Genomic DNA, 20,947 nt, shown 5'->3' with positions numbered 1-20,947 from the left:
ATCTAAATATCAAACGACAATAGCCTATCACCTTCGCTATCTTTAATACGCGTTGGCAAACCAATCTTATTCAATAGATTGATAAACGGTTTGGCATCAAGCTCTTCAACGTTAACCATTTTACCTGCATCCCACTCGCCAGTCGCAACTAGCATGGCAGCAGCAACTGGTGGCACGCCAGCAGTATAAGAGATACCTTGGCTACCCATGGCTTCATAAGCTTCTTTATGGTCTGAGATATTATAGATAAATACCTCGCTATCGACACCGTCTTTTTTACCTTTAACCTTGTCGCCGATACAGGTTTTACCGGTATAGTTTGGCGCTAGCGAGCTTGGATCAGGAAGAACTGCTTTAACGACTTTTAACGGAATAACTTCTAAGCCTTCAGCAGTCGTTACCGGCTGCTCAGATAGCAAACCTAAGCTTTGCAGCACGGTAAAGACGTTGATATAATGCTCACCAAAACCCATCCAAAAACGAATGTTTGGCACGTCTAAATTAGCTGATAACGAATGAATTTCGTCATGACCACTTAGATAGCTGTTTTGTACGCCAACGACGGGAAGATCATCGGTACGCTTTACTTCGAACATTTTGTTCGACTGCCATTTGCTATCTTGCCATGAATAGACCGTACCGGTAAATTCACGGAAATTAATTTCAGGGTCGAAGTTAGTGGCGAAGTATTTGCCGTGGCTGCCAGCATTAATATCAATAATATCAATATCGGTTACTGAACCCTTATCCATCATGTCATAGCCAAGTCTGGCATACGCATTAACCATACCGGGATCGAAGCCTGCACCTAAGATAGCAGTGATGTTGTTATCCGCACAGCGCTGTTTACGCTTCCACTCATAGTTGTCATACCATGGCGGGGTCTCACAAATCTTGCGTGGGTCTTCATGAATCGCGGTATCAATATAAGCAACGCCTGTCTCAATACAAGCTTCTAGTACGCTCATATTAAGAAAAGGTGAACCGACATTAATGACGATTTGGATGCCCGTTTCTTTGATGAGCGCGATAAGTGCTTGAATATCTAGCGCGTCGATTTGGTGCGTATGTAAGGTAGCTGGCTGCTTAAAGCTACCTTTTTCCACGACACTTTGAGCAATAGCATCACATTTATCTTTTGTGCGTGAAGCAATATGAATTTCGCCAAGTACGTCGTTATGCATCGCGCATTTATGCGCAACGACTTGAGCAACGCCGCCGGCACCGATGATGAGTACGTCTTTTTTAGCTGATGTATTTTGTTGTGTAGTCAATGCCACAATCCTCCTTTGTGTCCCTGTCAGTGCCATTAGTAATGACTATTCAAAACAGAAACAAGTGAATGATATGCGTGAATTAAAAAGGAAGACCGAGGAAAACCCACGCACCCGACGGGTAAAAACAACTATTCTCGCCCGAGGCGATTATAACAATTTTTACCATACTTTCGGGAAGTATTAGTAGATAAGTAGCACCTTGAGTTATCCACTACTTTATTCATCCATTACTTTATTTACTTATTAAAGAAACACCAAAGTATTAAGACAAACTCGCCTTATAATCTTGATAATCAAACTCACGCTGCACATCGATACTGCCATCAAGGCGACGAATGACAATCGCTGGCATATTAACGCCGTTAAACCAGTTCTTTTTAACCATGGTATAACCAGCTGCATTACCAAAAGTAACGGTATCACCCACTTTCAAGGTATTTGGCAACGCATATTCACCAAAGATATCACCTGCTAAACAAGAACGACCATAAATAATAGTATTATCAGCTGATTCGGCGTTTTCGCTTATTGGTGCAATATTAGTCGGGTCAATATCAAGAGGCGCAATATTAATTGCATCACTATTAACAGCCACTATCGGTGCTGACTCACGGTAAATCAGCAAATCAAGCATGTGCGCTTCAATGGATGAATCCACTACCACTAGGTTCTTCTCGTTATACATGGTATCTAAAACGGTCGTAACCAAGGTGCCAGCGCCATGAATACTAGCTTCACCCGGTTCTAGATACACTTGCACACCATAAGTTTTGCTAAAGATTTTTAGACGCTGGGCAAGCTGTTCAAGCGGATAATTAGGCGCAATAAAGTGAATACCACCGCCCAAGCTTACCCACTCTAGCTGTTGTAAAATATCACCAAACTTAACTTCAATATCGGCCAAGCTTTCACTAAAAGCGTCAAAGCTGTCGTTTTCACAGTTGTTATGAATCATGACACCAGTAATATCTTTTAGAACTGTGGCAATGCTGTCTTTATCGTGTTCGCCAAGTCGGCTAAACGGACGCGCAGGATCAGCAATAATAAACGATGAGTTGCTAGTTTTAGGATTTAATCGCAGCCCTACTGGAATGTTTTGCGCAGCAGCTTGACCCTTAAAAGCATTTAATTGTGAAATAGAGTTAAAGATAATTTTATCGGCATACTCTAGCACTTCAGGGATTTCATCCGCGCTATACGCCACGCTATAAGCATGGGTTTCTTTTTTATTCTCACTATCCCTACCCTTGCCAAAAGTCTCATATCCTAGCCTTACTTCATTAAGTGACGATGAAGTCGTACCATGCAAATACGGCTGCATAATATCGAATACGCCCCAGGTGGCAAAACATTTCAGCGCTAATAACGCCTTTGCGCCAGATAGCTCGCATAAACGGGCTATAATCTGCATATTGGCGACAATCGCCGTTTCATCAAGTAAGTAATATGGCGTTGGCGGTAAAGATAAGTTGGTGGTTAGCACCGGATTTTTTGCGTTCATAAGGGTTACCTAATAGCTTCTGTTGGCATCATGACAGACATCAATATTTGCGCTATAGTAGACTAAATCCATCATAATTAGAATATCTTATGTCACTCTCAACCGATTATTCTACCTCAAAGAGCCAAACCAACTTAAGCTCTCTTACGTCAAATAAGATTGATTTGACTCATCTTAATCCTGATGCCCGTGATGTTTTAGAGTTTTGGTTTGACAAAGACAATGAGCAATATTGGTTTGCAGAAAATGAGAAATTTGATCAGCAAATAAATGCGAAATTTGGCAAGATTTGGCAGATAGCAAAACAAGGTGAATGCGTGACTTGGCGAATGGCAGAATCATTAACGGATTGCAACAGCTCAATCACGGCTTTGGCTGGACGAGTGGCAGAAATTATTGTCTTAGATCAATTTTCACGCAATCTGTGCCGCGGACGGGCATGTGCTTTTGCACAAGACGGCATGGCAATGGTATTGGCACAAGAAGCCATTCAGCAACCACATTTTAATACCTTACCTATGGAGTGGCGCACATTTACCATCATGCCGTTTATGCATTCTGAATCGGCAATGATCCATGAGCGCTATCTGCCACTATTTGAACAGTTGAACGATGCCATCACCTTAGACATCGAACATAGCCATAAAAACATTATCGATCAGTTTGGTCGTTATCCGCATCGCAATGACGCACTAGACCGCGAGTCAACTGACGAAGAAGAAGCTTTCTTGCAGCAGCCGAACTCGTCATTTTAAGCATTATTTTAAATTCTAAAAATTTCCTACTTATTGAAGGTTTAAATAAAAACCGTGTACTTTTATAACGAGTAGGCGATTTTACCATATTTGAATGATAATATTTTTATTACTTAGGCTATTTATCATAATAGCCGTTATTAATTCGGTTTTAGCCTCTTAATGCTGGCTTTCAAGTGCTTTTCTGACTGGTGCAAAACTACGTCTATGCGCTGATAACACCCCGTAATTTTCAATCGCTTCCATGTGGGCGCGCGTTGGATAGCCTTTATGTTTGGCAATGCCATATTCAGGATGTTCAGCATCAAGCGCATACATGGCTTTATCACGGCTGACTTTTGCCAAGATACTTGCCGCCGCGATACTAGTATGACGGGCATCCCCTTTTACCCAAGCTTGGCAGTCAACCGCTGATTCTGCTATGCCTAACTGATTAAGGCTTGCATAGTTTAAATCAGGACAGCGATTACCATCGAATAAGACCTCGGCGTGCAGCTGATAAGACGTGCCTTTTGCCATATCACTTAGGTGACGAGCAAGCGTTTCTAAGAGCATCTCAGTACATACACGCATACCAAGCATGGTGGCTTGTAAGATATTCACCTGATCGATGACTGCTGCTGGGATATCAGCGATGACATAACCAATTGCATGCTGCTGAACCAACGGATAAAGCATATCACGCTTCTTTTCGCTCAGTTGCTTGGAGTCCGTCAGTATCGATAAGGGTGTACCTTTTAACGGTTGCATCTCAATCAGTCCTGACCAAGCGCGTGGTAATATCGCAGCAGCGACATTAACGCTACCCAATAGTGGTCCACGCCCTGCTTCATCAACGCCAATCTGTAACGCTGATTGTTGCAAGTCCTGCGTTGTATTTATCGGATATTGAGTGAGTAACTCAGCGATATTAAGTTGAGCAGACAAACGGATCGGTTCAGCCAGTTGGATGTATTGACCTTTAATATCAATTTTTTCAATAGTACTTTCAATCTGAACAATATGGTTTTCTGTGCGGTACATGCTATTGGTCACTTATAATTTTTTATTGATTGATTGCGCTGGATAATATGCGTTTAGTCATTGAGACGAGTGGATTTTTTGAGGGTTGTTCTGAATAAACCATTGCTCAATCACGCTATTAGCAGGATCATGATTGCTCTGCTGCTGTAACAAATGCTTGGTATCAACGAGCGCTTTTAATTGCTCAGCATAAGCGCGTGGTTGCAATAGACGCATCACGGTACGACAGATATTATCGCCACTCGCCTGCTCTTGTATCAGCTCAGGTACAATCTCAGTATCCGCTAAAATATTCGGCAAACCCACATAAGGCACTTTGACCAGACGTTTAGCAATCTGATAAGTCAGCTGGTTTAATTGATAAATAATAACCATCGGGCGCTCAAGGAGCATCGCTTCAAGGGTTGCTGTACCCGATGCCAGCATCACAATATCCGAGGCTGCCATGGCTTGCTGACTAAAAGTGGGTTGGCTATCATCATAAACCACAACAATAGCCGCTCGCAGCTGTTCTGAGCGCCGATCAATGACATCTTGGACGATATATTGATGGTTTTGATCAACAGTTGGAATGATAAAGCACAACTTTGGGTCTAATAAAATCAACTTTTGAATGCCATCAAGCATCAGTGGCAAAATAGCCGTTATTTCACCACGTCGAGAGCCTGGCATCACACAAATAAGCTGGCTGACTTCATCAAAGCGATCAATAAAGAACTGCTGCAAACCATCATTGTGCCAGACCAGCTCACTACGCCGCTGATTGATTGGCGTCTCTAACAAGGTTTGATCAATGGTGCGCATTAGCGGATGACCGACGCATATCGCCGGATGGTTGTAACGCTCATATACTGGCAGCTCAAACGGAAACAGACACAGCACTAAATTGGTCGCCGCCTTAATATTATGGATACGCGATTCGCGCCATGCCCAAATGGAAGGACTGACATACTGCACGCAGAACACGCCTTGAGGCTTTAACTTTTTGGCAACTCTCAGATTAAAATCAGGCGCATCAATACCGATAAACCAATCGATATCCGCTGTTTTAAAAGCAGCCAAAAGTTCGCGGCGCGCCTTAAGTAAGTCAGGCAATTGGGCGATCACTTCCACCAAACCCATCACCGCCAAACGGGACAATGGAAAAATACTTTGTAGCCCTTGCGCTTGCATTTTTGTACCGCCAACGCCGACCCAAATGATATCATCACGTAAGTTATTCATCTGCTGCATAAAATCTGCGCCCAGACTATCACCTGATACTTCACCGGCGACAATCCCTATCACTAGTGGCGTGGCCGTTACATCAGCCCCCTCATGATAAGTGTCAAGCTGGGCAGTTAAATCAGGGTATTGGTGAGGCGTAGCAGAATCTGTCATGACAAGTTCTCAATAGTAAAGTAATACAATAGACCAAAATAGGGACATTATAAAAGATAGCTCATGAAATGAGTTATAAGATGCCAATCGAAATGCACATTGACATCGTTTTTTATGCTCGAATTAAGTTGTTTATAAAGTCATCATACGTGACGATACTAAAAATAGCGAAATTACCCTATAAAATCCAGTGCTGATTGCTGATAAGTACATGCATATAAAACATTTTAATAATTAGAAACTCGAGCCTAGAGAAGCGCTTGAGAGTTTAATTTAACGCTTGCATAATGACTTCTATAATAATGCACTTAATCCTCAAGTATAACGAAGTTTTAGCCTCAGCATTCCAGTTAGCAGTCAATTAACTGCTCGACTACCCTTGTCAACTGGCGTTTTTGTCCGCATAATGAATATCCCCATACATTAGCTAGACGATATATAACCATGACAACACCAGCTACCCACAATGCAGATATTGACGACGTGAATATTGAAAAATTTATTCCTTTAATCACACCTAATGAACTAAAAACTGAGCTGCCTTTATCAGAACAAGCCTATCACACAGTGCTAAAAGGTCGCCATACTATCCAAGATATCTTAGATGGTAAAGACAAGCGCTTATTCGTTGTGATTGGCCCCTGCTCTATTCACGATATCAAAGCCGCCCACGAATATGCCGATCGTTTAGCCATATTGGCAAAAGAGATCGAAGATAGCGTATTCGTTGTGATGCGTGTCTATTTTGAAAAGCCACGAACGACCGTCGGCTGGAAAGGCATGATTAACGACCCTGATATGAATGACAGCTTTGATATCGAAAAAGGTCTGCGTACTGCTCGTAAGCTACTGCTTGATTTAAATGAGAAAGGTCTACCTTGTGCCACAGAAGCCCTTGATCCGAACACGCCGCAGTACATGCAGGATTTGATCAGTTGGTCAGCGATTGGCGCACGTACTACTGAGAGCCAAACGCACCGCGAGATGAGCTCAGGCTTATCATGTCCAGTTGGTTTTAAGAATGGTACCGATGGCGGCATGACGGTCGCAGTCAACGCTATGCAAGCCGTAAAAGCCGGTCATAGCTTCCTCGGTTTATCATCTGATGGCAAAGTGTCTATCATCAAGTCTAAAGGCAACCCATACGCGCACGTGGTATTACGCGGTGGTAGCGGCAAGCCTAACTATGATGAAACGGCTGTCGCTCAAGTAGAAGATGCGCTCGCTAAAGGCAAAACCAGTAGCAAGATTATGATTGACTCAAGTCATGCCAACTCAGGTAAAGACCCTTACTTACAACCGATGGTTATCCAAAACGTCGCAGAGCAAATTAAAAACGGTAATAAATCTATTATTGGTATGATGATTGAGAGTCACTTAAAGGGTGGTCGTCAAGAGTTGACCGCTGATTTAGATGCACTCGAATACGGCATGTCTATTACTGATGGTTGTCTCGATTGGGACAGCACAGTTACAGCGCTACACGATTTACGCGATATGGTAAAAGATGTATTGCCTAACCGTTAATAGCCATGAGCTATGACTAATGGTTATTAAGCCATTTAGAATTAAGCAGTTCATAAAAAAGCCCGTCTGACACTAGAATGTCAGACGGGCTTTTTATACTCTTTAACTTATAAAGTGGTTTACTTGATACTATTCACTCGCTGCACCTAATACACTGGTTAAGCTTTCATGCACGTGTTTAGATGACACATGTTGCTGTAAGTCAATTAACTGATCATGCGCCATTTGACGACGTGGTTCAGCTAAAGTATACCAGCGTGCCAGTACTTGTAATAAGCGCGACGCTATCATTGGATTAGAATCATCCAGCTTTTTAATGACAGCCGTATAGATATCTAAACCTTCTGGTGTCCATAACACCGTTGGCTGCGAGGTAAAGGCGCTAATTACTGAGCGCACACGATTGGGCGTATTCCAATCAAAATCTGTATGCGCTAATAATGATGCAATAGTATCGGTACTGACATTATCGGCAGAGGCTTGCACGCTAAACCACAAATCAATGACCAAATCGTCTGCTTGAAAACGCTGATAAAAATCTGCTAAATAAGCATCAGCATTTGCCACTTGATGATTGACCATAACTTTTAACGCACCAAAGCGCTCCGTCATACAGCTGGCATTGTCATACTGCTGCTGCGCCCACTCGGCTGCACCTGTGACGTTGGCCGTCAATGCCATGTCTAACACCACATTACGCAGCGCACGTGCTCCAAGCGCTTCAGGGCTATCTTTATAAGATTGCATTGGTAACTGCTCATAAAGCGCTGCCCACTGATCTTTTAGAGCAACTGCCAGCTGCTGATACAAGCCTTCACGCTGCGCTTTAATCAACTCTGGATCATAATCTTTATGAACGGCAGCAGCCAGCTCTTGTGCCGATGGGATATCAAGCAAGCGCGCAGCCAACATCGCATCGTCGGCAGCTAGGTCAGGCAATGTCTGAGCCAATGCTTGCAGATATACCTCTGTATCATTACTCTGCAGCAAAATACGGTTGACCAGCATTTGCGTCACTTGCCAGCGGTTAAAACCGTTGGTTTCATGTTTGAGTAAAAATGCCAAATCTTCATCTTGGTAATCATAATTAAGCTGCACTGGCGCACTAAAATCACGTAGCAAAGACACCACTGGCTCAGCATTTATTCCTTCAAAGGTAAAAGTTTGCGTGGCTTGATCTAATAGCAACATACGCTCAGCCATGATAGTACCCGTATTTTTATCAAATAGCGCGGTTGCTACTGGAATCGGCAAGGGTTTTGGCGCATCAAAACCACTCACGTGACGGGTTTGCTGACTCAACGTAATGGTTAGTGTTTGTGCGGCGCTGTCATAGTCTTGATGGCCTGATACAACTGGCGTGCCTGGCTGACGATACCAATCGATAAAATCTTCGATTTTGTCATTGGTAATACTGAGCGCAGATAAGAAGTCTTCAACCGTGACAGCCTGCCCATCATAGCGACGAAAATACTCATCGGTGCCTTGGCGGAAATCATCTGGTCCCAAAGTATTAGCAAGCATACGGACGACTTCAGCGCCTTTTTCATAAACGGTCGTGGTATAAAAGTTATTAATTTCAACGAAACTCTCAGGGCGTACTGGATGCGCCAATGGTCCTGCATCTTCTGCGAACTGATGGGCACGTAGATTGGCGACATCATCGATACGCTGTACCGCGCTCGACTGTTGGTCCGCTGAAAACGATTGATCACGGTAGACCGTAAAGCCTTCTTTTAAACACAGCTGGAACCAATCACGGCAAGTGATGCGGTTACCTGTCCAGTTATGGAAATACTCATGAGCGATAATAGATTTCACACTAAAACTACGACTATCGGTCGTCGTCTCAGGACTAGATAAGACACAGGCAGTATTAAAGATATTCAGACCTTTATTTTCCATCGCACCCATATTGAATTGACTGACCGCAACGATCATATAACGATCTAAGTCATAGGCACGGCCATAATTAACCTCGTCCCATTTCATCGAATCTTTGAGCGCTTGCATAGCAACATCGCATTTATCGATATCGGCAGACTTGGCATATACTTCGAGCAACACCTCTCGACCTTCGCTGGTGGTATAAGCATCGGTCAGCACATCTAAGTCAGCAACCACGCAGGCAAACAGGTAGCTTGGCTTATTGGTTGGATCGTGCCAAATCGCATAATGACGGTCTGGTGCACCCTCAACCTCGCCCGCTTCGATCAAATTACCATTGGCCAATAGCGTTGGATAACGCTTATCAGCCTCAAGGCGGGTGGTAAATATCGCTAGTACATCAGGACGGTCTGGATAAAAGGTAATCTTACGGAAGCCTTCTGGCTCACACTGTGTGACAAACATCGTATCGTCGCCACTACCCGCCATATAAAATCCTTCAAGCGCCGTATTGGTCTGCGGGCAGATGCGAACCTGAATCTCTAACGTTACCTCATCAGGCGCATCAGTAATCGTCAACTTACTGGCTGCTTGCTGATAACGCTCAGCTGTCAATCGCTCACCATTCATCGTAATGGTAACCAGCGCTAACTCTTCACCAAATAAAACGATATCTCCTGCGGTTTGACGTACCATCTTTAGGGTGCTATCTACCTGCGCATGATCCTCAAACAATTTAATATCTAAATTGACGGTTTCGACATCGAAGCTTGGTTGTTTATAATCTGTTAAGCTAATTTTACTGGGCGCGTGTAGCGGTACATCAGGCATTTCAGGATTGATAATTTGCGCATCGGTTTCAGCGGTAGACATATGGATTCCTATTATTTTTTATGATGACAATATGATATTAAAAGCGACATGATATTAAAATGCGACGTTAAAATATGATGATTAAAACGTATAGTTAGTCACGTTAAGGCTCTTCAATAGTTAGCACAAGCTTTATAATGATTAGATTTATAACGATATTTAGCTACATTGACCTAAACGCCCAAATTTCAAGGGCGATTATGAATAAAATCGAGCTTATCATTTAGTGTTAGCATACGACTAATAACTAAAATTTTGATTCATTGATTAATAAATACGCCTGTCATCACTAACACAGCTTAATAATTGGATGATGACTGTTAAAATATTTTAATAGGGTTATTGATGATAACCAATAAATTAGGGCAAATATCGTTGTTAGTGGGCGTCATATCTATTTGTAAATTCTAGAATTATTTACAGTAATAGTACTTACATAAAGTAACATTTAGTATATTATAGATAGCAATTGCCTAAGTTTTATCCTAAGCAGTTTAAAAAAACAAATTTAATTAAAATTTTAGGAGCTCTTTATGTCAACCAGTTTTTCAAAAATCGCTGCACTAGCTGTATTATCAAGCGCCGTTGTCTTCGCATCAGGTTGTGCTAACAAACGCGCTACTTCTGAAGTTGTCGTTGCCCCACTAGGTATCCCAGGTGGTCAAGCTGGTTATAATGGCGCTGTTATTGTAGATAACTCAAATGCCGTTATTACCGGTGCTGAAAACCTACAAGCCGTTGTATACTTCGCATTTGATAGCAGTGAGATTACCTCACAATCGGCTGGCGTATTAAACCAACACGCCGGTTTATTAAAATCAAACCCAGCAGCTGGCGTTGTTATCGCAGGTCATACCGATGAGCGCGGTAGCCGTGAATATAACATCGCACTAGGTGAGCGCCGTGCCCAAGCAGCGCGTGATTATCTTGCTACACAAGGCGTTGCGGTAAATAACATCCGTGTGATCAGCTATGGTGAAGAGCGTCCTGCTGCTGCCGGTCAGAGCGAAGATGCTTATGCACAAAACCGCCGTGCTGAATTGTCTTATTAATATCGTTTAACAAGACGTCATTCGTATAAAAAAAGCCCAGCAATTATATTGTTGGGCTTTTTGCATTCTATTGCGTTAAGATAAACATAAATATAAGCGATCAGCTTCTACAATAAATATATGATGCAAAACTCCAGCCTACACCATATCCAATATACTCAGCTCGACCCAATGACATGGTGCGCGACTGCACAAGTGAGTGCACCTCTCCCTATGCATAATCTAAATATATCAGACAAATTGTCACCGTTATTTATATCAAACCGAGTAAACACTCACGAAATAAAGCTTCATAACTTTAAATGGCACTATCAAACTTCTCAAACAACGCTTCTATCTGTACGCGAAATGGCTTATAACCAGCGCCAGCAGCAACGTGCAGGAGTGCGACTATTATTACAGTCACTTCTTAACAAGCTAAATATTAGTGATAATTTAGATGACTCTAGCTTTCCTTATCGACTCAATACTAGCCAATATTTTGTATGTTTCAGTCATACTGGTGCTAGTAGTAAAAATACAGATATTAAGCCTAACAATGAAAGATATTTGGACGATAAAGTGGCGGTAATTATTAGTCGCCATCGTGCGGTGGGTATCGATATAGAAACCAATGATGTTGCATGGCATGTGGCGCAGCGTTTTTACCATCGTAATGAAATTACTATCTTGCAAGCATTACCAATAATCCAGCGTAATAATGTCGTCAAATTATTGTGGCAAATAAAAGAAAGCTTTATCAAGGTCTATCAATATAAGCTTGCGCAGGGTTTAGGGATGGATTACTCCTCTCTTATTCCAGAGTTAATCAATCGTATTAAAGAAGATGTACCTTTGGTAGTCGTTATTGATTCTGAAGAAAATTATCACATTGCTCTTATTCCCTCTCAGCAGACCGTCATTGTCTATTAAGTAACGCCTACATATAGTGACGCTCAACAACCCTTATTCTTTATTTTAGGCATAAAAAAACGACCCTTTTCAGGATCGTTTTTTATGCACTTATTGTCCTTTTAATAACAGTCATTAAACTGTTATTAACTTAGAAGCGGTAAGTTGCACCAACTTTAACGATTGGGTACCAAACGTCTTTATCTTTGATTTCTTTTTCTGCTGCTGCTGCGAAGTCAGCTATATTAGCTGAAGTTCCAGTAACACCAGTTACTTCAGCATCCATCTTACCCATGTAGGCTGCGCCTAACTCACCGAATACACCCCAGTTTTGGGTAATATTTGGACGGTAACCGATAGTAGCATAAGGTGCTAATTTGTTTTTGTTTTCAGCTCTGATAGTTGCAGTATCAACTTGGTAGTCAACACCATCGATAGAAACATTTGCTGTTGAACCACTGTCAGCAGTGAGTGTAGCTGCAAGCTTGTTACGTGGGACCATCGTACCGGCACCAACTGTGAAGTTATTAGCAAACGGACGCATTTGAACACCGATGTATGGATTACTGAAGTCTACATCATAATCCATTGTACCTTGATAGTTACCATAACCATCACCTAATGCTTTGTCCCAGTTGATCCAAGAGTCGTTAGCATTTAGATCTCTATCGCCATCAAAGTTCATGCCAGACCAACCAGCTTGTAGCTCAGTTTTGTCGTTAACGCCCCAAGCAATGTTAGCACCATAACCTAGTGTACCAATTTCAGCACTGACAGCTGCTGGATGAGTAACGGTTTGGAACAAAGTCTTAGTACCACCAACTACAGCACCAGTTGTGTTGCGTAACGCACCAGCGTCAGCATCATATGCATAGCTAGGTTCTGCTTGGTAAGCAACAGCTACTGGCTCAGCTTCGTATACAACAGTTTCATCGCCGTCAACAACGATAATTGGATCAGCAGCTAGTGCAGCAGTTGATGCTAAGATGGCAGCAGAAATTGCTGTTAATTTAATAAGTTTCATGATTACTCTCCTAAAGTATAAAATAATTCGCCCGTAAAAAAATGATATCCCAGCTCTTTTTGAACAATCATTTTGATGTGCAGATTAAAACAATTTTAACTCAAAAAGTCACCCCTAAAGACGCACTTTTTATTTACCATTATGTAAAGATTGCATAGATATTGTAATAATTGCTACACCAACGCGCAAAACTTCGCTTTCTTGTTACACAATACTCTTAAAGCCACTGCGTAGCCTAAACATGAATATTGATACGCTTAACGCTCATGTAAAGGTATTACAAAATATGTCTGTATGATGAACTACCTCATAAATTAACTCAATGACAGTTATAGAGTTTATTACTACAGTTTGTTGTGGTTTGTGAGTTAACGTATCTAATATTACTTAAGCGCATAGATAACTTATAGATAGTTTTTAAATAATTTAGCAATATTTTATAGATAATGGCACGCAACCTAAATGCATTTATATATAATACTATATAGGCTTGTCTAAGCGCGATATTATGCTAGATTAGATGAGTAATACCGTTCCCATGTGTCTTTATATTTATTCTTGTTTCGTGTTATTTCTTCAGTCTCATTGCTTAAAACGTCGTGATGTTCTCTGCTGTATTCTTTTCATTATTACTGAGCCATTCATATGCCTAAAGTATCGTCGATTACCCGTGTGCTAGAGATTATCGAGGCGGTATCTTATGCCTCTAAGCCACTCTCGCCACTTGAGCTGTCGCAAAAGCTTGATATTCCAAAGCCGACCATCCATCGATTGATTCAAAATCTGGTTGACGAAGGGTTTGTGACTGTCGATATTGGCGGTGGTATTGTTCCTGGCAAGCGGGTACGTAATTTAAGCGTCGAGCTTTGGCAGCAGCGACTGTTCTTCAATGAGCGACAAATAATTTTGCAAAATCTAGTCAATGAACTTAAGGAAACGTGCGGTATTGGCGTTCCTTATCATATGAATATGATCTATACCAACCGTGCGCAAACGAGCTTACCGCTACAGATTTATCTGCCAGTGGGGGCAAAATCACCGATGTGGTGTACCGCAACTGGCAAACTGTATTTAAGTCAGCTATCCACCGCCAGTCGCGATAAGATTCTGCAAGGTCTTTCATTAGACAAGTTTACTAAGAATACCATTACTGATATTGATGCATTAAACGCCGAGCTTGATCGTATCGCTGAAACTGGCGTCGGTATTGATAATGAAGAGTTTATCTCGGAGATGGTAGCCGTATCGGTTCCCGTATTGGATAAAAAATCTCGCTATCTGGCCTCATTATATATTCATGCCCCAACCATACGAGTCTCGCTGGATGAGCTATTGACTCATGTACCACGACTGCAAATAGCGGCACAAGATATTCAAACGCTCGTCTATGATCTGCAAAGCTAAACTGCCTATTAAAAATATAAAAAAAGATCTGCACTATTATAATAGTGCAGATCTTTTTAAAATGAATCGACTATCGACTATATAATAGATAGATAAATACTACGAAGGCAGCACAGTGCTATCGTAGCGAGCCATAATACTAGAAAAATCCTTATCTCCATTTTCTACGGTATGCGCTCCATAAAGCTCTGTGGCTTTGGCACCCATTGGCGTATCGACATTGGCATCCTGCGCCGTTTGCATCGCTAGGTTAAGATCTTTTTGCATCAATTTACTCATAAAGCCGCCTTGGTAATGATTACTTGACGGTACGTTTTCCATTACCTGCGGATAAGGGTTATAGACCTCGAGTGTCCAGTTACGACCGGAGCTTTGTAGCATAATATCTGACAGCACTTTGGGATCTAAGCCATTTTTGACGCCTAAGTTAATCGCTTCTGCCGTTCCCGCCATTAAGATACCTAATAGCATGTTGTTGCAGATTTTTGCGACTTGTCCGGCACCCTGCTCGCCAGCATGAAAGATGTTTTTGCCCATGACAGCCAGTATTGGCTTGGCTTTAGCAAACGCATCAGCGCTACCACCAACGATAAAGGTAAGACTACCAGCAATAGCGCCGCCCGTACCGCCAGAGACTGGCGCATCTAAGAAGTCGATACCCAGCTTGTTTGCTGCCTCTGCCACTAATCTTGCATCAGCTGCAGCGATGGTACTACTGTCAATCACCAAGGTGTCTTTTGGTAACTCTGCAAGTAGACCGTCAGAGCCGTCCTCTCCTAAATAAACAGCATGGACATGCTTGCCAGCAGGCAACATGCTTATAACGACTTGCGCATCGCTTGCCGCGTCTTTTGGGCTATCTGCAACGCGCGCACCTGCTTGCTGTAAGCGCTGGGTTGCGTCTGCAGATAAGTCATATACAGATAGCGCATAACCTGCCTTTAACAAATTTTCTGCCATTGGTGCGCCCATATTACCAAGCCCGATAAAGGCGATATTTGCTTTAACAGTATTGTTATCACTGTCACTGTTATTAGCAGTCGTACTTATATCCTTTTGACCCATCTCATCGCTCCTTGATGATTAATTATATAGACAGTATTAAATATGGTCTTGCATTGTTTTTTAAGTTTGATTTATATCTAATCGTTATAGTGGTCAGCAAGTTACGTGATTAACGCACAAAATTAACGTACAAACTGACTGCCTAATGCGTCATCGCTCAGCCAATCACCCAAAGGATGCTCACCTTTAGGATAAGGGTTTACAAAGTGCTGATGAATGTACTGCTGTCCTTCTGCGCTAAGACAATCTGCTAATGAGCGCGACCATTGTGGATTGCGATCTTTATCAATCAGCAGCGCACGCACACCTTCTTTAAAGTCAGGATTTGCCGCACAATGTACCGCCACATTGGTTTCTAAATATAAAACCTGCTCTAACGATAAATCAGTGGCTTTATGATAAAGCCCATAGGTCAAGGCAGCAGTCACTGGGCAGCCATGCCGATACGTTGCCACTGCACGCTGTGTCCAGCTATCCTCAGAAAAATCTTTATCTAGCTGTACTAGCGCCTCATCACTTTGTAACACTGAATCAATATCACCCAAACCGCCGCTATTCATCAGCTGTTGGATAGGATGCCAGTAGGCTACTAATTTACTAGCAGGCAATTCGGCTACCGGTTGTGCTGCAAGTGCGCGACTGACGATATTATGAGCGCTATTGTTATGACATTTATCTGTGCTATCAGATCCCGATTGCCAATCACTCTGTTTTAAGCGCTGTATAATAGCGTCGTAATCAGAACTAGCAACGGCATACTCTGCAAGATTGGCCAATAGTGCGTCATTACCATTACACATCGCACCCGTTAGCCCTAAGAATAAACCTGTTTTGGCAGGCATACGCTGCAAGAACCAGCTACCAGAAGCATCAGGGAATAAGCCAATTGTAATCTCTGGCATGGCAAAACGGGTACGCTCAGTGACCAAACGGTGACTACAACCAGCCATTAGCCCCATACCGCCACCCATGATAATGCCATCACCCCAGAGTATTAACGGCTTGGAGTAAAAATGCATTTGCCGATAGAGACGGTATTCATGACTAAAAAACTCCGTCGCATAAGGATTTGGTATTGGTGCACTGGTAGACATACTGTCATACAGCTTACGGATATCACCGCCCGCACAAAATGCCTTATCGCCTGCGCCTCTTAGCACCAAGGCCACTACCCGATCATCACGTTGCCATTGTTCTAACTGTTGTGATAATAATTGACACATCTCAACGCTCAAGGCATTAAGAGATTTAGGAGTATTTAACGTCATTATCCCAATAAGGTGACCACAATCTGTCGGCTCGGTGCTGAATAATACCGGCGCTTCTTGCTCTCTATTTTCTATGGATTCCGGATGCTTGCTATCATCCGTCGCTGTCATAGCTGCTGTCATAAAAGTGACCTACGAAAATTAAAAGAAAAATACTATCATTAAGTTTGATTCAATAGCGTTTATTTATTTTGCCAATTGGGTTTACGCTTCTCTAAGAAGGCTTGTACACCTTCGCGCTGATCCATGGTGTCGAACAACTTCACAAATGCTTCACGCTCATGGATAAGGTTTTGTGCAGGCGGTGTATTTCTAGCAGCTTGAATCAGTGCTTTAGAATAACTGACGGCAACGGGGGATTGTTTAGCGACTTTTTGCGCTAGTGCTTGTGCTGCTAATAAACCCCCACCTTTTGCAGTAACTTCTTCGACCAAACCAATACGCAATGCTGTCTCTGCATCGACGCGCTCACCGCACAATATCATCCGCTTTGCCCAGCCTTCACCGACTAGAGCCGTTAGATTTTGCGTACCGCCTGCGCATGGCAACAATCCAACACCCGTCTCAGGCAATGCCATTTGCGCATGCGCTTCAGCGATACGGATATCACAAGCCAGCGCACACTCAAGCCCGCCGCCCATCGCATAGCCGTTGATAACAGCAATACTGACGCCGCGATAGGCTGACAACGCTTCAAAGGCTTCGCCAAACGCTATCGCCATACTGATCGCGCGACCTTTATCACCATCGGCAAAATTGTTTAAATCCGCTCCTGCTGAAAAGAATTTTTCGCCATCACCGTGGATGATTAATGCATAGATATCATCGTTGGCATTAAGGTCAGTAACCAACTGCTTAAGTGCCTTTAGACTGTCCATCGTCCAAGTGTGTGCAGGTGGATTCTGCAGTGTTAACGTGGCGATATGGCCGTCAATCGATAGGTTTAAGTTGGTGTAATCCGTCATAGAACATCCTTGTTATAAACTTTTTATAAAATCACTTAATTCAAAAAGCTGAATAGGTGAATTATTTATTCATCGCAACTGATTAGCGTAACTGGCTTAACGCATCGTCTTGTAGCAGCTGACGCGAGACAATTACCCGCATGATTTCATTGGTGCCTTCCAAAATTTGATGTACACGCAAATCTCGCACATGGCGCTCAAGTGGATACTCGTTTAAATAACCATAGCCACCATGTAACTGTAAGGCTTCATTAGCCACATCGAAACAAAGATCAGTAGAAAGCCGCTTGGCCATGGCACAGTAAGTAGAAGCTTGCGCATCATTATTATCGACTTTGTTGGCTGCTAGATAAAGCATTTGCCGTGCAGTAATCGTTTGGGTCAGCATATCGGCGAGCTTAAACTGTACTGACTGTAAGCTGGCAATCGGGCTACCGAATTGGCTACGCTCTTGCACATAATTGGTTGCCGTCTCGAGCGCTGACTGCGCGGTACCAACTGCACAAATCCCAATATTAATTCGACCACCATCAAGACCTTTCATCGCGATACGAAAGCCTTGACCTTCCTCGCCGATGAGATTTTCTATCGGTACTTTGACATCTTTAAAGCTAATGGTGCGCGTTGGCTGCGCTTTCCAGCCCATTTTATGCTCGTTTTTACCATATTCGATACCAGCGCTATCAGCATCAACGACAAAGGCTGAAATGCCTTTGGGTCCTGCACCGCCTGTACGCGCCATAACCACTAATACATCGGTTGAGCCTGCCCCTGAGATAAAGGTTTTTTCACCAGTAAGCAGATAATGGTCGCCTTGCTTATCGGCTTTGGTGCGCAGTGAGGCGGCATCAGAGCCAGCATTAGGTTCTGTTAAGCAATAACTGCCAAGCCATTCGCCGCTGACCATATTTGGCAAATATTTTTTGCACAAAGCATCGCTACCATACTCACCGATCATCCAGCCAGCCATATTATGAATACTCATATAAGCAGCAACAGCCGTATCACCCCATGCCAGCTCCTCAAAAACCATAGCAGAATCTAAACGCGGCAGACCCAAGCCATCATACTCAGGGTTGGTATACAACCCCAAAAAACCAAGCTCGCCTGACTTTTTAATCACATCAATTGGGAAATGGGATGTGCGATCCCATTCAGCGGCATTCGGTTTTAGCTCTTTTTGCGCAAACTGTCTGGCAGTTTGGCGAAAGGCAATTTGGTCATCGGTTAATGAAAAATCCATAAGGTCATCCTTGGGCTTGCAGAGCAAATATGGTGAATTAGGTTTGATGAATCATTATTTCAATATGACTGTCTCAATCTAAAGAAACGGTATAACATCATCAAATCGCATGTTGACACTATAATAGTATCGTAAATACCTTAAGCAATATGAACGCTATACCGCAAATATAGGTGATTAACCATTAAATTGAAATAGTCGTATTGACCCCGCGACTTGCCTCATCATCAAACCAGCGCGCAGTAACCGTTTTAGTCTGGGTATAAAACTGTACGGCTTGCTTACCATAAGGACCGAGATCACCAAGCTTACTGGCACGTGAACCTGAGAAAGAGAACATCGGTAGTGGCACAGGAATCGGCAAGTTAATACCGATTTGACCGACCTCGATATCTTGCTGAAATTTATGGGCGGCGGCCCCTGACTGGGTAAAGATAGCCGTACCATTACCATGTGGATTGGCATTTAGCAGCTCAATCGCCTCATCAAGACTATCGGCGCGCATGATACAAAGTACAGGACCAAATATTTCTTCTTTATAAATTTGCATATCAGCAGTGACGTTATCAAAGATAGTCGGTCCAACGAAGTTACCCTTCTCAAAGCCTTCAACGGTAATACCACGACCATCAAGAATCAAGCTCGCCCCTTCTTCTACTCCTGTGCTAATCAAATGCTCAACGCGCGCTTTTGCGGCAGGAGAAATCAGTGGACCTAAGTCTTTATCATGTTTACCAGCTGAGACGACTAAGCCTTCTGCTTTGGCTTTAATGTCATCAATCCACTCACCTGCAGCACCGACTAATACCACCACTGATAGCGCCATACAACGTTGACCAGCAGCACCAAATGCGGCGCCTGCCAACTGATTGAGCGTCTGCTCTTTATTGGCATCAGGTAAGATAACGCCATGGTTTTTAGCGCCCATCATACACTGGGCACGTTTACCTGACTGACTGGCACGCTCATAGACATGCTTACCAACGGCGGTAGAACCAACAAAAGATACCGCTTTAATATCTGGGTGGTCACAAATCGCATCAACCGTTGCTTTGCCACCATGGACAACGTTTAGCACCCCTTCAGGTACACCCGCTTCTATTGCTAGCTCAACCAAACGCATCGTGACCATTGGATCTTGTTCAGATGGTTTTAGGATAAACGTATTGCCCGTGGCAATCGCCATTGGGAACATCCATAGCGGAATCATCGCTGGAAAGTTAAACGGTGTGATACCCGCGCAAACACCTAGCGGCTGCCAGATACTATAAGTATCGACACCAGATGCGACATTTTCGACATAGTCGCCGATTTGTAAGTTGGCAATACCGGCCGCGTGCTCGACCACTTCTAAACCACGAAACACATCACCACGCGCATCGGCAATCGTTTTACCTTGCTCAGCGGTTAAGATTTCTGCCAGCTCGTCCATGTGCTCACGAATCAATGCTTGATACTTTAAAAATATACGGGCGCGTGTGGTGATGGGCGTTTTGCGCCAGGTTTGAAAAGCAGCCTTAGCTGCTGCAACGGCTTGATTGATTTCATCATCAGTCGTTTGCGGCACTTTAGCGATAATCTCTTGGGTTGCCGGATCGGTAATATCAATCCATTCGTTAGTAGATGATTTGGTAAATTGACCATTGATGAGCTGTTGGACGTGATGCATAAGATATCCTTATCTTGTTTGCAAGACTACCGCTATTCACTTAATGGTCATAACCGAATTAAGCGTAGCAGCGTCCTCATTTAAAATGATTTAATTTGTATCGTTATTGACTATAGCAATAATGTGATTTTGTGGTCAAGCCC

Annotated in this window: 16 protein-coding genes; 5 read left to right on the top strand and 11 right to left on the bottom strand. The window is 43.0% G+C overall.

From position 1 onward, the window contains the following. Nucleotides 1-2 precede the first annotated feature (2 nt). Both DABAL43B_RS06195 and DABAL43B_RS06190 read right to left on the bottom strand, forming a co-directional pair. Nucleotides 3-1,274, bottom strand: a complete 1,272-nt coding sequence (locus DABAL43B_RS06195; RefSeq protein ID WP_079693049.1) for a saccharopine dehydrogenase family protein — start codon at nucleotides 1,272-1,274, stop codon at nucleotides 3-5. A gap of 265 nt (nucleotides 1,275-1,539) precedes the next feature. After that, nucleotides 1,540-2,778 carry a carboxynorspermidine decarboxylase gene (locus DABAL43B_RS06190; RefSeq protein WP_079691561.1) on the bottom strand — a complete coding sequence of 413 codons (1,239 nt, stop codon included), beginning with the start codon at nucleotides 2,776-2,778 and terminating at the stop codon, nucleotides 1,540-1,542. A gap of 89 nt (nucleotides 2,779-2,867) precedes the next feature. Between DABAL43B_RS06190 and DABAL43B_RS06185 the strand changes: the two genes are divergently transcribed. Next, nucleotides 2,868-3,533, top strand: a complete 666-nt coding sequence (locus DABAL43B_RS06185) for a DUF924 family protein (RefSeq protein WP_079691560.1) — start codon at nucleotides 2,868-2,870, stop codon at nucleotides 3,531-3,533. A gap of 159 nt (nucleotides 3,534-3,692) precedes the next feature. On the opposite strand, the gene DABAL43B_RS06180 is transcribed toward DABAL43B_RS06185, so the two are convergent. Both DABAL43B_RS06180 and lpxB read right to left on the bottom strand, forming a co-directional pair. Then, the gene (locus DABAL43B_RS06180; protein ID WP_079691559.1) at nucleotides 3,693-4,556 is read right to left on the bottom strand and encodes a ribonuclease HII; all 864 of its coding nucleotides are present in this window, start codon (nucleotides 4,554-4,556) and stop codon (nucleotides 3,693-3,695) included. Between the two features lie 57 nt (nucleotides 4,557-4,613). Then, entirely contained in the window at nucleotides 4,614-5,936 is a 1,323-nt protein-coding gene (gene lpxB, locus DABAL43B_RS06175) for a lipid-A-disaccharide synthase (RefSeq protein ID WP_079691558.1), read from the bottom strand. A 444-nt stretch (nucleotides 5,937-6,380) separates the two neighbouring features. Between lpxB and DABAL43B_RS06170 the strand changes: the two genes are divergently transcribed. Beyond that, nucleotides 6,381-7,463: a 3-deoxy-7-phosphoheptulonate synthase gene (locus tag DABAL43B_RS06170; RefSeq protein WP_079691557.1), complete on the top strand. Its 1,083-nt coding sequence runs from the start codon at nucleotides 6,381-6,383 to the stop codon at nucleotides 7,461-7,463. 129 nt (nucleotides 7,464-7,592) lie between these two features. On the opposite strand, the gene pepN is transcribed toward DABAL43B_RS06170, so the two are convergent. Further along, nucleotides 7,593-10,181 (bottom strand): aminopeptidase N, encoded by a 2,589-nt coding sequence (gene pepN / locus DABAL43B_RS06165; RefSeq protein ID WP_227516774.1) that lies wholly within the window; start codon nucleotides 10,179-10,181, stop codon nucleotides 7,593-7,595. A 575-nt stretch (nucleotides 10,182-10,756) separates the two neighbouring features. On the opposite strand from pepN, the gene pal reads away from it, so the two are divergent. Both pal and DABAL43B_RS06155 read left to right on the top strand, forming a co-directional pair. Then, the gene (gene pal / locus DABAL43B_RS06160; protein ID WP_079691555.1) at nucleotides 10,757-11,275 is read left to right on the top strand and encodes a peptidoglycan-associated lipoprotein Pal; all 519 of its coding nucleotides are present in this window, start codon (nucleotides 10,757-10,759) and stop codon (nucleotides 11,273-11,275) included. 348 nt (nucleotides 11,276-11,623) lie between these two features. Further along, a complete protein-coding gene (locus tag DABAL43B_RS06155; RefSeq protein ID WP_227516747.1) occupies nucleotides 11,624-12,187 on the top strand; it encodes a 4'-phosphopantetheinyl transferase family protein in 564 nt (187 codons plus the stop codon). Between the two features lie 130 nt (nucleotides 12,188-12,317). Here DABAL43B_RS06155 and DABAL43B_RS06150 read toward each other — a convergent pair whose 3' ends face one another. Beyond that, entirely contained in the window at nucleotides 12,318-13,190 is an 873-nt protein-coding gene (locus DABAL43B_RS06150; protein WP_079691554.1) for a hypothetical protein, read from the bottom strand. 645 nt (nucleotides 13,191-13,835) lie between these two features. On the opposite strand from DABAL43B_RS06150, the gene DABAL43B_RS06145 reads away from it, so the two are divergent. Beyond that, nucleotides 13,836-14,594 (top strand): IclR family transcriptional regulator, encoded by a 759-nt coding sequence (locus DABAL43B_RS06145; RefSeq protein ID WP_079691553.1) that lies wholly within the window; start codon nucleotides 13,836-13,838, stop codon nucleotides 14,592-14,594. A gap of 99 nt (nucleotides 14,595-14,693) precedes the next feature. Here DABAL43B_RS06145 and mmsB read toward each other — a convergent pair whose 3' ends face one another. The 5 genes from mmsB to DABAL43B_RS06120 all read right to left on the bottom strand — a co-directional run bounded on the left by mmsB (nucleotide 14,694) and on the right by DABAL43B_RS06120 (nucleotide 20,804). Further along, nucleotides 14,694-15,659: a 3-hydroxyisobutyrate dehydrogenase gene (gene mmsB / locus DABAL43B_RS06140; RefSeq protein ID WP_079691552.1), complete on the bottom strand. Its 966-nt coding sequence runs from the start codon at nucleotides 15,657-15,659 to the stop codon at nucleotides 14,694-14,696. Nucleotides 15,660-15,781: 122 nt separating this feature from the next. Then, a complete protein-coding gene (locus DABAL43B_RS06135) occupies nucleotides 15,782-17,038 on the bottom strand; it encodes an enoyl-CoA hydratase/isomerase family protein (protein ID WP_079693047.1) in 1,257 nt (418 codons plus the stop codon). Nucleotides 17,039-17,109: 71 nt separating this feature from the next. Further along, nucleotides 17,110-17,892 (bottom strand): enoyl-CoA hydratase, encoded by a 783-nt coding sequence (locus DABAL43B_RS06130; RefSeq protein ID WP_079691551.1) that lies wholly within the window; start codon nucleotides 17,890-17,892, stop codon nucleotides 17,110-17,112. 82 nt (nucleotides 17,893-17,974) lie between these two features. Continuing rightward, on the bottom strand, nucleotides 17,975-19,135 hold the full coding sequence (locus DABAL43B_RS06125; RefSeq protein ID WP_079691550.1) for an acyl-CoA dehydrogenase family protein: 1,161 nt from the start codon (nucleotides 19,133-19,135) through the stop codon (nucleotides 17,975-17,977). Between the two features lie 184 nt (nucleotides 19,136-19,319). Further along, entirely contained in the window at nucleotides 19,320-20,804 is a 1,485-nt protein-coding gene (locus tag DABAL43B_RS06120) for a CoA-acylating methylmalonate-semialdehyde dehydrogenase (protein WP_079691549.1), read from the bottom strand. Between the last annotated feature and the right edge of the window lie 143 nt (nucleotides 20,805-20,947).

Origin of the sequence: Psychrobacter sp. DAB_AL43B (assembly GCF_900168255.1) — a bacterium.
Taxonomy (GTDB): Bacteria; Pseudomonadota; Gammaproteobacteria; order Pseudomonadales; family Moraxellaceae; genus Psychrobacter.
This window is presented reverse-complemented; position numbering and strand designations above follow the sequence as displayed.

Bases quoted from the DNA above. Each gene is read 5' to 3' on its own strand.
- DABAL43B_RS06150 (WP_079691554.1), bottom strand. From the start codon at position 13,190: ATGAAACTTATTAAATTAACAGCAATTTCTGCTGCCATCTTAGCATCA.
- pal (WP_079691555.1), top strand. From the start codon at position 10,757: ATGTCAACCAGTTTTTCAAAAATCGCTGCACTAGCTGTATTATCAAGC.
- DABAL43B_RS06190 (WP_079691561.1), bottom strand. From the start codon at position 2,778: ATGAACGCAAAAAATCCGGTGCTAACCACCAACTTATCTTTACCGCCA.
- DABAL43B_RS06130 (WP_079691551.1), bottom strand. From the start codon at position 17,892: ATGACGGATTACACCAACTTAAACCTATCGATTGACGGCCATATCGCC.
- DABAL43B_RS06180 (WP_079691559.1), bottom strand. From the start codon at position 4,556: ATGTACCGCACAGAAAACCATATTGTTCAGATTGAAAGTACTATTGAA.
- mmsB (WP_079691552.1), bottom strand. From the start codon at position 15,659: ATGGGTCAAAAGGATATAAGTACGACTGCTAATAACAGTGACAGTGAT.
- DABAL43B_RS06155 (WP_227516747.1), top strand. From the start codon at position 11,624: ATGGCTTATAACCAGCGCCAGCAGCAACGTGCAGGAGTGCGACTATTA.
- DABAL43B_RS06145 (WP_079691553.1), top strand. From the start codon at position 13,836: ATGCCTAAAGTATCGTCGATTACCCGTGTGCTAGAGATTATCGAGGCG.
- pepN (WP_227516774.1), bottom strand. From the start codon at position 10,181: ATGCCTGATGTACCGCTACACGCGCCCAGTAAAATTAGCTTAACAGAT.
- lpxB (WP_079691558.1), bottom strand. From the start codon at position 5,936: ATGACAGATTCTGCTACGCCTCACCAATACCCTGATTTAACTGCCCAG.
- DABAL43B_RS06135 (WP_079693047.1), bottom strand. From the start codon at position 17,038: ATGACAGCGACGGATGATAGCAAGCATCCGGAATCCATAGAAAATAGA.
- DABAL43B_RS06125 (WP_079691550.1), bottom strand. From the start codon at position 19,135: ATGGATTTTTCATTAACCGATGACCAAATTGCCTTTCGCCAAACTGCC.
- DABAL43B_RS06185 (WP_079691560.1), top strand. From the start codon at position 2,868: ATGTCACTCTCAACCGATTATTCTACCTCAAAGAGCCAAACCAACTTA.
- DABAL43B_RS06170 (WP_079691557.1), top strand. From the start codon at position 6,381: ATGACAACACCAGCTACCCACAATGCAGATATTGACGACGTGAATATT.
- DABAL43B_RS06120 (WP_079691549.1), bottom strand. From the start codon at position 20,804: ATGCATCACGTCCAACAGCTCATCAATGGTCAATTTACCAAATCATCT.